Source organism: Methanobrevibacter thaueri (assembly GCF_015062905.1).
Classification (GTDB): Archaea; Methanobacteriota; Methanobacteria; order Methanobacteriales; family Methanobacteriaceae; genus Methanocatella; species Methanocatella thaueri_A.
On record NZ_SUTK01000011.1, the window covers coordinates 1 to 11,831 of the forward strand.

Annotated in this window: 16 protein-coding genes; all 16 read right to left on the minus strand. The window is 37.1% G+C overall.

Features of this window, described 5'->3' with window-relative positions:
- Positions 1 to 87: 87 nt before the first annotated feature.
- The 16 genes from E7Z79_RS03500 to E7Z79_RS03570 all read right to left on the minus strand — a co-directional run bounded on the left by E7Z79_RS03500 (position 88) and on the right by E7Z79_RS03570 (position 11,829).
- Positions 88 to 513, minus strand: coding sequence for a DUF3021 domain-containing protein (locus E7Z79_RS03500; protein ID WP_303738592.1), 426 nt, complete (start codon positions 511 to 513; stop codon positions 88 to 90).
- An 8-nt stretch (positions 514 to 521) separates the two neighbouring features.
- Complete coding sequence (locus tag E7Z79_RS03505; protein WP_303738593.1) at positions 522 to 962, minus strand: LytTR family DNA-binding domain-containing protein; 441 nt, start codon at positions 960 to 962, stop codon at positions 522 to 524.
- A 3-nt stretch (positions 963 to 965) separates the two neighbouring features.
- Positions 966 to 1,238: a 2TM domain-containing protein gene (locus E7Z79_RS03510; RefSeq protein ID WP_303738594.1), complete on the minus strand. Its 273-nt coding sequence runs from the start codon at positions 1,236 to 1,238 to the stop codon at positions 966 to 968.
- Between the two features lies 1 nt (position 1,239).
- On the minus strand, positions 1,240 to 1,491 hold the full coding sequence (locus E7Z79_RS03515; RefSeq protein ID WP_303738595.1) for a 2TM domain-containing protein: 252 nt from the start codon (positions 1,489 to 1,491) through the stop codon (positions 1,240 to 1,242).
- A gap of 126 nt (positions 1,492 to 1,617) precedes the next feature.
- Positions 1,618 to 2,316, minus strand: a complete 699-nt coding sequence (locus tag E7Z79_RS03520; RefSeq protein WP_303738596.1) for a diacylglycerol/polyprenol kinase family protein — start codon at positions 2,314 to 2,316, stop codon at positions 1,618 to 1,620.
- Entirely contained in the window at positions 2,313 to 3,434 is a 1,122-nt protein-coding gene (locus E7Z79_RS03525; protein ID WP_303738597.1) for a tocopherol cyclase family protein, read from the minus strand. The genes E7Z79_RS03520 and E7Z79_RS03525 overlap by 4 nt, the downstream gene beginning before the upstream one ends.
- A gap of 234 nt (positions 3,435 to 3,668) precedes the next feature.
- Positions 3,669 to 3,815, minus strand: a complete 147-nt coding sequence (locus tag E7Z79_RS09710; RefSeq protein WP_369693424.1) for a DUF2116 family Zn-ribbon domain-containing protein — start codon at positions 3,813 to 3,815, stop codon at positions 3,669 to 3,671.
- 12 nt (positions 3,816 to 3,827) lie between these two features.
- Complete coding sequence (locus tag E7Z79_RS03530; protein WP_303738598.1) at positions 3,828 to 3,929, minus strand: zinc-ribbon domain-containing protein; 102 nt, start codon at positions 3,927 to 3,929, stop codon at positions 3,828 to 3,830.
- An 11-nt stretch (positions 3,930 to 3,940) separates the two neighbouring features.
- Positions 3,941 to 4,366: an EamA family transporter gene (locus E7Z79_RS03535; RefSeq protein WP_303738599.1), complete on the minus strand. Its 426-nt coding sequence runs from the start codon at positions 4,364 to 4,366 to the stop codon at positions 3,941 to 3,943.
- 21 nt (positions 4,367 to 4,387) lie between these two features.
- Positions 4,388 to 6,295 (minus strand): cysteine peptidase family C39 domain-containing protein, encoded by a 1,908-nt coding sequence (locus E7Z79_RS03540; RefSeq protein WP_303738600.1) that lies wholly within the window; start codon positions 6,293 to 6,295, stop codon positions 4,388 to 4,390.
- Positions 6,296 to 6,411: 116 nt separating this feature from the next.
- Positions 6,412 to 7,407, minus strand: coding sequence for an NAD-dependent epimerase/dehydratase family protein (locus E7Z79_RS03545; RefSeq protein ID WP_303738601.1), 996 nt, complete (start codon positions 7,405 to 7,407; stop codon positions 6,412 to 6,414).
- Positions 7,408 to 7,423: 16 nt separating this feature from the next.
- Positions 7,424 to 8,059, minus strand: coding sequence for an HPP family protein (locus tag E7Z79_RS03550; protein WP_303738602.1), 636 nt, complete (start codon positions 8,057 to 8,059; stop codon positions 7,424 to 7,426).
- Positions 8,060 to 8,073: 14 nt separating this feature from the next.
- Entirely contained in the window at positions 8,074 to 8,904 is an 831-nt protein-coding gene (locus tag E7Z79_RS03555; protein ID WP_303738603.1) for a 4Fe-4S binding protein, read from the minus strand.
- Positions 8,905 to 8,938: 34 nt separating this feature from the next.
- On the minus strand, positions 8,939 to 9,877 hold the full coding sequence (locus tag E7Z79_RS03560; RefSeq protein WP_303738604.1) for a carbohydrate kinase family protein: 939 nt from the start codon (positions 9,875 to 9,877) through the stop codon (positions 8,939 to 8,941).
- 9 nt (positions 9,878 to 9,886) lie between these two features.
- Positions 9,887 to 10,777: a formylmethanofuran--tetrahydromethanopterin N-formyltransferase gene (locus E7Z79_RS03565; RefSeq protein WP_303738605.1), complete on the minus strand. Its 891-nt coding sequence runs from the start codon at positions 10,775 to 10,777 to the stop codon at positions 9,887 to 9,889.
- Positions 10,778 to 10,785: 8 nt separating this feature from the next.
- Positions 10,786 to 11,829 (minus strand): hypothetical protein, encoded by a 1,044-nt coding sequence (locus E7Z79_RS03570; protein WP_303738606.1) that lies wholly within the window; start codon positions 11,827 to 11,829, stop codon positions 10,786 to 10,788.
- Positions 11,830 to 11,831 lie beyond the last annotated feature (2 nt).

Consider the following 11,831-nt stretch of genomic DNA (forward strand, 5'->3'; position numbering starts at 1 on the left):
AAACAATACTTGTTTTAAAAAAATCGAATTGGAGAATTGAGTAATCTATATGAAAAAATAAAAAAAGGAAGCAAATAGCATAGCCATTTACTTATTTAGGATTTTCTTATTTATTTCACGTGCGACAAGATAATAATAGATGTAAAAACCGCACCATGAAATTGCCGCAAAAATGCATGCTATGATGATCCATTCAATGATAATGCCGATTCCCAAGTTGACCGGCATCCACTGAAGGTAAACGGCAACTATAAACAGAATCAACATTCCGATTCCCATTTGAAATGCAACCTGAAGAGAAAATGCGACATCTTCCCTTTCATATATCAGCCCAGTCAGGGAAAATCCCCAACCGACAACAATTGAACCTAAAAATGCATTTATTATTGTAACTCCGTCAAAATGAACATTTTGAGGGCCGCTCTGTAAAGAAATTAAGACCATAACAAGCATCACGATAAAACAACCGACAAAAGCGCCCATCGCTAATCTTTTAATCAAATCAATTTTCATTTTCTCACCTACAAATCCAAAGCCTGTTTAAATTCAGGCAAATATTTTCTTGAGATATTGTCCTTTAAGCCATTTTTCAACTCTATAAACATCATTCCCTTAAGTGAAGGGGCTACACGCTCAATCTTTTTCAGATTAACGATAGTGGATTTTGAAATTCTTACAAAATCACTGCTTAAAGTCTCTTCAACCTGATATAATGGCTTTTTAATCAGATACTCACTATTTTCAGAATACACTTTAACCTGCTTGTCTTCAACCCTGAACATGAATATCTCATCCATCTGCAGAAGTGCAATGTCAGATCCCTTCTTTACGGCAACCATATCAGATGATTCATCACTTTCCAGAATGGACATGGCTTTTGCAACATTATCCGTCAGTTCATTAGTGTGAATATCTGCATAAGGCTCTTCAATATCCCTTGAAACAAATAAGTTTACCTTCATAATCTATGCCTTCAATTTTTCCATTTCCTCTTGAATTTTACGTTCTCTGTAATCGTCACTGAACCTATCAACAAATACAAATGCCATTAAAAAGTCTTTAAAAACACCTATTCCCCAGAAAAATACCGGGAACAATACCCACCAGAATTCCGGTGTGAAAAACCAATTAATCACAGCCAAAAATGCATTGACTATAATATATGCTTGTAAATTCCTATAGAATTTTATTTTTTTCTCAACTATTTCTTCAGCTCGTTTGTATAAATTATCAGACATCTTATTCACCCATTTTTGAAATTTCCTTTTCAATCATTTCTTCTCGATAGTCTTTAATGGAATAGGCTTTGAAAAACTTATCCAAAACGTCAAATCCCCAAAAAATCATCACCAAGAACAATAGCCAAAAACTTTGCAGGAATAACAGGCAAATAATTGCTATTATTACATTTACGATTAAATATTTAAATAGATTTTCTTGAAATTCGATTTTCGCATCAACTCTTTTTTCAGCTCTTTGTCTTAAATCCATTTTTACACCTATTAACAATTCGTTAATATAACTTGGTAAAAGTCTATATAAATGGCTATTTGGCGATGTTTCCAAGATGCAAAAATTGGCCACTGAAATGCAAAAAAAAGATGTTAAAAATAGTAGCTATAATACAGCTACTAAATAATATAAAATTGCAGTTACTGCAGGAACTGACAAGTTGTCAATTCCACCATAACTGAACGCTTCACATATTGTTGCTACCGCTGAAATCAGCAATATGTTGACAATATTGAATTCAGGCATTGTACATCCGATTGATGTGAAAACCATCCAGACAAATACGCTCATTACGGAGGTGATTACGAACATGGTAAGTGATCCTTCAAGAGATTTTGTACCTCCGAACACTGTGTATTTGACCTTTCCGAATTTTTGACCTATCAATGCTGCAAATCCGTCACCGTATACCATAGGAACAATGGCCAATGCCACAATCCATATGTAGTATTTAGGATCGTTTGCCGGTGAAATCATTGCAAATACTGCAATCAATACTGTCCAAATCAGCGCATAGAAAAACAATCCCAACGCATGGCCGGATTCGGTTACGCTGTTTTCTATTTTGATTGGTGAGTATTCAGTCAAGAAGAACAGTCCTATTGTGATAGGCAGTGTTAAAAACCATACCATTACCCATGGATCTGAGAAAAACGGCATGGCAAATATCATGTTACCTACCATGATGTGCAGAAACTTACGTGAAACTTCAGGGCGAGTCTTTAAGACCATTTCCGCTATAACGAAAATGACCGCCACATAAACATATACTATAATTAATGCAATGATGTCTGTGAATATCATTCGTCATCATACTCCCCGTATTCACAGCCCGCATTTTCGATTTTTACATGGTCAATTAATGTACCGTCCTTTTTGTATAGTTTGATTTCGCCGTATCCGCTTCCACCATTCCATAGGCGGTTGTGTCGTTTTTTACCGTCTGGCGCTTCGTAGTTGAAAAGCATCATTTCATCACGTTTGCAGTAAAGCACCAGTTCCATTCTTGAGTTTCTGTTGCTTGCATTAACATGCCATGTGTGAACGTCTTCACCTTCCTGGAAATCAAAGTCTATTTTGACCATATTCCAGAATCTGGCGAAGTTGTATTCATACATTGTTCCTTCGTAGTAGAAGCCTATTAACAGCTTACGAGGCAGTTCGATACCAAATGCCTTTGGCCTTCCGCCTCCTGCCTCAAATGCGGAGTTATTCAATTTTTTACCGCTGATAAGGCTTGTTATATTACATGAGGAAATCCAAAGCCATGGTGAGGTGAAGTCCCCTCCCCAGTTCTTATCGGCATATCCGTATGATTTTTCAGGAATCACTTCATATTCTTCCCCATCCAGCCAGACAGTTCCGCTGTATTGGGTTTTGATTCCTTCTGCATGCCAGAACATTTCAAAGGAGTTCAGTTTTCTGAATAATGAGCTTGCACCATAACCCACGTTGAATGTGATTTGCTTGTCAATATCCAAATCCCACATCATGTCTCCTGCGTCGGACATGTATTCAGGGTGATTTTTGGCATCCTCTTCAGACACTCTTGAAAATCCGCTCATATGTGTTTCTGTCAAGCTGCAGTCCCCAACCTGGATGTTAAGCTCATCATCGGGGCAGTTGAAGTATTTCATTGAGTAAAAATTATGAATCTGTTTAGGTTCCTTACCATATGCTCCTGCCTTAATCATACAATATGACGGTTGTTTTCCTGCTTTTTGGTTTTCAGGATCCTGACCAAGGACAGGTTCGTCTTCAGCCAATGCAGGGTTGCATGTAAAATATTCTATGAAAAATGGTCTCGCTTCACCGGTTTTCTTATTGTAACCAGTGAATGAATGCCACCACCAATCATAACCCTTTTTGGCAAGTGGGCCCTTAAGCATGAAATAATCTCTTTTCAAATCACTTTTATTCATATTATTCCTCCAAATGTAAGATAATATGATATTTATTTAAAATCTTTTAAATAATTTATTATAAAAAAAGGAAAAAATAGAAAAAAGAAAAGAAAATTACAATTTGGGTTTATTTAATGCATATATTCACAATAATGCAATCTTACTGTTGAAATTATTAACAAAATGATAATAAAAACCCAAAATATTATATTAATTAAAAAAAAAATATGAATAAATTTAACAAAAAGTAATCTATAATAAAAGCAATGTCGAAAATGAAAAAATATAATGATTAATAAAAATCATCCTCTTCGTCGTCATCATCAGAATCATTATACACACATCAGGGCAAAATGGCTCACCCACATCAATCCAAGATCCGCATCTAGGACAGTTCATGAGTTCAACTTCCTAAAAATCATCTTCCTCATCAATACAGTAAACATCATATCCGCAATTCGGACAGTATTCCTCTCCCGGCTCAACCCAGGCACCACATACAGGACATCTCATATTATCACCATCTAAATATTAATCAGAACCAAACCAAACATGCAAAGGACTACTCCAACAATCTGATTGATTGAAATATTCTCTCTATATAGGAAATAGCCTACAAATATTAAAACGCATGCAAGGCCAATGTTTGCAACTACTGAAGCTGTGCTTACCGCCCAGCCTGCACGATATACAAATACGTATCCCACTTCAAGACCCACAATAGCCAATGCCAAAATGACAGATGTCCAGTTGATTTTAGACAATTCTGCACCCATATTTGAAGGTCCGACTGAAAATGCAAAAATAATCGCAGAAATAATGGCTGCAACAAGGTATGTAACCATCAGTGCACCAAACGGATTGACATCTGACGGCATTGATTTCATGCACACATTATAGAATGTGTTTGAAAGTATTACTATTAAAATCGGCCAAATCAGTCTCCACATAGTATCAAAAAGTAATTTTATTCATATTCCTCCAATGGATTGATGGGTGTCTTTTGCAACCCAATTTTTCCCCATGTTGGAATAATAATTATTAATCTTATTTTTTGTTGAATCGGACAGCTTATAATTGAGTTTTACAATCAGACTTTCGTCAATGTTGGAGAATTTCTTTTTCATGTAGCTGACCTTTACCCATCCTGTAGGGATATTATCGTAAGTGCCGTAGGAATTGCTTACCAATACCTTCTTGCCGTCCTTGCTGATGTCCAGAATGCTTACATAATGGTTATATGCATGGAATATTAAGGCAGCACCACCATTTTTGACTTCTTTCAATGCATATCCAAATGTGGACTTATAAAAATAATCAGCAGAGAACTTATTCTTTTCCATTGCCACAATCATATTGTTGCAGCTGGTTCCATATTCATCTGTCTTGGCCAGTTTTGCAAGGTATCTCTCACAGACATAGTTCTTTAAGACCTGGCTGCACATGCTGCATGAAGTCGGACCGCATGTGTGCCCATTATCCTGAGGGTCCCTTACCCATGGATACTTATATGATTTGCCCTTAAGTGAAACCGTTATCTTTTCCGGCCAAAATTTGTTCCTGTTCTTTTCAACCAGCATATAATTAATCTTCCTTTCTATGACGTTCCACTTTTCACGTTTGATAATGTGGTTTAAGGTATTATGATACTTGGTTTTGAAGAATGTATATTTTGTCAATTTACCATTTAAAAACAAGCAGTAGCTGTCCCTTTTTAAAACTTCACGATATTGTGATTTCTTGAGGGTGTATTTGGCATTTCCATCTCCCCAGACATAATTTTTTGGCATCAAATCAACATCTGGCTTGCCGTTCTTCAATGGAATGATTTCATTTAATGGATCCATAACATATCCATTGCGGCATTTGAGGTTTTTAGTTGAGTAATATTTGCTGTACTTGGCTTTAACATTATAAATTCCTGCCTTAAGATTTGGTTTGATTACTGCAATGCCTTCAGAATTGGTCTTTAGTTTAAATTTCTTGCCGCCAACTTTTATTGTGACTGTCTTTTTGGATATGGGATTATCCGCATGTTTCAAGTAAAACCTGATAAAACCATTTGTAAGAAACTTGGAATTGCCAATATTTATGGAAAACTGTTCTGTTACAACATAAAACTTTAATTTCTTGTATGAAGATGCGAACTGATTGTCCCCATTGAATTTTATCTTGATTGAATTCTTATATTTGTAGGACTTGATTTTTATTGAAACCTGCCCGTTTGAATTTGTCTTTCGGGTATAGGTCTTGCCATTAAATTTTATGCTAACCTTTTTTCCTGAAATGACATTTCGGTTGCTGTCGGTCAACTGGAAATAAAGATACTTATTCCTTTGTACAAAATTTGCGGATTCAGTGATTTGGGTTGACACCTTTGAGACTTTTATGGTGAACTCCTTAGTCACACCTTTGAAACTGTCATCCTCATCAAGAACAACCCTTAAATTATAGGAATTTGCAGGCAAGTCAATGTCTATCCTTGAAGATCCTTTGGAATCGGTTTTAAGCGAATATGTCTTTTGGTTCAACACTGCGGTGAATTGCTTTGATGTTATAGGGTCTCCTGTTGAATTCTTAATATATATCTCCAATGTGTCCTTGCTTTTTACATTGCTGGAGCTTAATGAGATTGCAGGCGTGGTCTTTTCAGTATCCTCATCCTCATTGCCTAGCGTGATTGAAGGAGATGCCTTTTCAATATCATCATCCAAACTCTCTTCGCTATTTAAGGAGGTCGCATTTGCATCCAATTCAAGAATATCCGCATTATCCAGTTCAATATTGTCAGTGGCGTTTGAATCATTAGCTGAAACCGCCGCAATATTGACGCATATGAAAACTAGCAAGATTAATAAAATTACCCTTTTACTTTGCATGAATTCACCTAACTATATTGAAATTTTGTTGAAGTGAATATAAATAATTAATGAAAATTAGAAAAGTTCCTAAAAATCATCAGATTTTCAGGAAAAATGGGGGGAAAAGAGTTCTTTTAGAACTCCGCTGATTTTTGAATGTTTTCCCAGTTCTCACAGAACCAGTCATGAGTCCTTTCAAGGCCGTCATCAAAGGAGACTTTAGGTGAATATCCTAAGATGTCTTTCGCCTTTTCGATTGAAGACAATAGCTTGGTTTTTGCATCCCAATCACGACGGGCAACATAGTTGATTCCGGCTTCGTTTCCGGTCAATGCGTTAACCTTGTTTGCCATGTCGATTACCCTGTGGTCTTTTCCGGAACCCAAGTTAATTGCTTCACCGATAGCTTCCTCTTCGACACCCATTGCAATTAAACCATTGCAGATGTCATCTACAAATGTCCAGTCCCTTGTTTCTGAACCGTCACCGGTAATTGGAAGCGCCTGTCCGTTTTTGGACCAGTACATGAAGTTTGGAATTACGTTTCTGTATTTGCCCGGAACTTCACCAGGACCGAATACATTGAAGAATCTTGCGTTTACGATATTCATGTCATATAAGTTATGGAAGTAGTTGGTGTAAAGCTCTCCTAAGAGTTTTGTTACTTGATATGGGGTGTGTAGTGAAATTGAAATATCATGTTCTTCAAACGGCATTTTGGAATCAAGCCCGTAAACTCCACAACCTGATGAAGAGTAAACAAACCTGTCAACGCCTGTGAGCTGCGCATACTGAAGCACCTTTAGAATACCGATACCGTTGACCATCAGGTCCTTTTCAGGATTATCGACACTGTTCTGGTTTGCAAAGTGTGCCGCCAGGTGGTATACATAATCCGGTTTTTGCTTGAATACCCTCTTTAATACGGCATCATCCAAAATATCTCCCTGAATAAATTCGATATTGTCCCTAGGGGAGATATTCCATTCGTAAGCTGATGAAAGATTATCCAATATGATTACTTTTCCAGCTCCTAAATCTGCAAATTTACGAGTCAGATTACTTCCAACGCAACCTGCTCCACCGGTTACAAGGATTGTCTTATCCTGATATTCATTATATTCACGCATAATTATCACTTTATATTTATTTTTTAGCCCTTCCTACACGGCGGGCAATTACCATTTCTCCAACGGAAATCAAACCGGCAAAGAATTTTTCAAGACCTCCGGTTGCCCAGATAGCTTCACCGAATGTAGAATCCATAATATTGGCTTCATATTCCTCAGGGGAAATCTTTTTACCTGTAGTCTTTTTAGATACCAATGCGGAAGCGGCCATTAACTCTTCCCAAGTTACGCCGTTAAGCTGGTTTTGCATTGCTTTGTATAGTTTTACAACCTTGATGTCATAAAGGTTGGACAGAAGTTCAACAATATCGCAGGCACGAACCATACCGATTACCTGATTGTCATCATTCACAACGGGAACGGTGACGAACTTGTTGTTGGCGGTTAAAATTACTGCCTTTCTTGCAGGATCATCTTCATGGACAGATGCAACTTCCTCACAACTGCTCATTACTTCTGAAATCTTTTCTTTACCTTCCCTTAAACCTTTTGTAATATCAAACGCTGTAATCCATCCTATTAATTGTTTTTTATCATTTACAACAGGACAGGTAAAACGCCTGACATCTTCCATAGCTTTTGAAGCGTCAATGACGCTGTCATCAGCATTCAAGTATACAAAGTCTTTATCCATTAATTCTTTAGCTTTCATAAACAGCCCCCATATTATTCAATTTCTACTCTTTTCAAAGCACCTACAGGACAATGATTTGTGCATTCAGTGCATCTTATGCATTTATCATTGTCAAGGATAACTTCACCATCTACCAGCTCTATAGCACCTGTCGGACAATTCTCTTCACATAAATAACAGTTTACGCAAGATTCATGGTTTATTTCAATCAATCTGGAGTGGATAATTGGTCCGATATACCGGTCCAGATTAATTGCAAAGTCATTTAGTGAGATTTCGCGACAGGCACCGCATCCGATACACATTTTCTCATGGATGTATGGATATAATTCATCGTCGATTAGCTCTATCCCCAAATCCATATTCAAATTCTCAAAGAATTCCTTAAATTCCATAGTAAATGCGTTAGTCGGACATAATGATGCACAATCATCCCAATTGTTATCATCGACCGAATAATCAATTGAAATGTCATTCATACGAATTACTCTATGAGCACAACTGACATTGGATAAATTATATTCAATTACCTCACGTTCGTCCTCATGGTCATAAGTGATTGAATTGTCAATCATCTTTATTGCGGAAACGGGACAAGTTTGAATACAAATTTCACATTTGACACATTTATCAGTTATTTTAGCCATCCTAAAGATATTGGCCGGTTCGATTGCATCAACTGGACATTCTCCGACACAGGTATTGCACCTTACGCATCTCGGTGAAACGGCAAATATCTCCTCATTAGCACTAAAATCATCTAGTTCAAATTGAAAATCGTCACCATCATCATCTAATTCAACAGATTTTAAAAGTACTTCTCGCTCCAAGTCCTTTATCTGTTTTATAAAAGATACATTCATTTTTATACCCACTGAATAATTTATTTAATAAAATTTATATTTTAAAAAAATCCTCCAAATCCTTTAGAGTTGGGAATTTTTCCATTCCAAATCCTTCAATAGCCCTGCTGGCCACCCAATTTCCGATTTTACAGGATTTCTCCAAATCATATCCTTTCAAATAGGAATATAAAAATCCGCTATTGAAACTGTCTCCGGCACCGGTAGTGTCGACAACACTGCATTCGAATGATTCAACCTCACATTCGGTGGAGTTGTTCATTGCAAATACTCCCTCTGCACCTTTCTTGACAACAACGGTTTCAATTCCCAAATCCAAAAATCCAATAGCCAATTCTTTTAAAGGACTTTTATTATTATTACATAATAATCTTAATTCTGCTTCATTTATCAATAATATGTTAGTTCTCTCAAGTATAGGTTTTAATTCGTCAAAACCTTTCTGGACGTATAGCATTCCAGGATCAAAACTTAATACGCATTGGTCGTTGAGCATTTCCAACAATTCGATTTGTGTTTTGAATGAATCTCCAACAAATGAGGTATAATGCATTATCTTGCATCTCATAATGTTCAATGGATTTATTTCACCTATTTTGATTTCATCATTTACTCCAGGGTCGATGTAAAGGCATCTTTCGCCGTCCTCGTCAACAAATCCGAGGCATTTTCCTGTTGAACCTGTTTCTGAGTAGATCAGATTATTTGAATAAACCCCATTAACAGCCAAATGGTATTCTATCAAATCCCCGTCCTCATCTTCAGCAATCTTTCCGATGATTGATGTTGAACATCCTAAGCGGGACAATCCCACTATAGTGTTGGCTGCTGAACCTCCAGGAGTGTCTGTTTCGCTTTTGATGAAACTTTCCTCATCCTTTGAGACTATATTTTCTACTGAATAGAGCTTGTCCACATTCAATGCTCCAAATCCAATGACTTCAGCATTTAAATCATTATCGAATATTTCCATTTTAAAACCTTACTTCAAGATATCTAATAAATTTATATTCTTATCCCCAAGTTTACCGTCAAAGTTACCTGCGGATATTCCAATTACGCCGTCAAATTCCAAAGCAGCATCTATTCCTGCCTTGACGGCCTTATTCATTGATTCCTCATCAATTGCATTTATGACAACTTCAGGAATGTAGTTGACGCCCTGCGGAACTTTGGATTCATCACCCAAGCGTTCCTTCAGTGAAGGGCAATAAAAGTGATTTGTTGTCGGACCGATTTCAGGGAAATTTGTTTCAGGCTTTGAAGCAGCTGAACAGATATCGAATGGTGCGGTTGCACCTTCAACATTCATGATGGCTTCAATGATAGCATCTCCTGCATTTATAACAGCTTCCGGAGTTTCACATAAATACCAGAAGTTGCCTCCCATGGTTCCGTCATTTATTTTGAATTTCTCTTCAATCTGGAAATCCGGCACGGCGATAGGCACATTAATCATCCTTCTTCCGTATTCCTCAACGATCCATTCGTATCCGTCACCGCAGTGACCCACAATGTCCATCATCTCAATATATTCGTCACTGTCCTTATCTGAGTAGTCAAAGATACGTGTGAATGGCTTGACCAATATGTCCTGCCTTAACCTGTATGACAGTTCAAATGCGAACTTTTCCACATCATCCCCGCCTAGCCAGTATTGCACTATTGCACCGAATCTGTTATCCGGAGTCTGTGACTCGTCCAAAAAGCCTTCCACTCCACCTTCAACCCTCCCTATTACTGCACTTGGAGTTGAAGTTGAATCATATGCTGCCCTTTTTACAATTGCCTCAGTAGGTCCTGTAATTAAAGCCCTTACATATTTTCCTTCGAAAGCTTCAAAGAATGTGTCTTCTACTTTATCATAATCCATTTTTACACCTAACCTAATTCGCCTATCTCCTGACCACGAATATTATTCCTCATTTCCTTGCTGACTTTCAATATGTCTTCAAAGTTTTCATCAGTCACTATCTGAATTACTGGACAGTCATCGTCAAATACTGAGAAAAACCTATTTTTGATTTCCTCGTCAATATTGTAGTCATCGAATAGTTTTTCTAAATCTTGTGAAATATTATAATCTTTAATAAATTCTAAAACTTTTTCCTTATCATGTTCTGCATAAATATTTGCAATTACGGCAGTTGTCACGGCACTTGGTGAGACAACAGCTATTTCAGCCACTTTTAAGGGATATTCATTGCCGTTGAATGATATGCTTATTCCATTGTTCCTGCGAGCGAACTCAAGCGGTTCGACATCAGTTATGCTGTCGCCTATATAGAGAATTTCGCCGGTGTCGATGCCGTCCCTTTCAATTATCCTATCAATGGCAAGCTTCTTTCCTTGCCCTCCAACAACTTCCACATCCTTGATTTTATCATATATTCCCATTTCTGTAATCTGGCCAAAGAAAATGTCGTCAAAGAGCTCATAGTCATCAGGATTATCCAAAATCAACTGCTTGAATTCCTTTACTTTTTGAATTTCTTCATCATTTAATTGCAGGGAATCTATATCAACATCTGTATAGAATGTGTTTTCAAAAGGCACTTCCATATAATCAGAGACAGCTTCGATATACTGGCCATAACTTGTACTGACAATGTATGTATTCATAGCTTCCTTCAAGTATTCCAATAGGAATTTTGAATCCCTGACTGCATAGATATTGTTTTTTGAAAACTCGATAAAATCAGAATTTGTGAGATTCTCGACTACAAAGAAAGGCAAAATCAACTTTAATGTATTGCCTGCCTTATAGTTTTCCTTTTTGACAATGTCAACTAGGTAATCATCATATAAACTGAGAATCCTGAATAATTCACCGCCGTCTTCAATGAATTTGGCTGCTATTTCAAAAGCGTTGTCGTTCAATGTCAGCGGTCCTTCACAATCTGTAATAAATGATTTTTCAAACATGA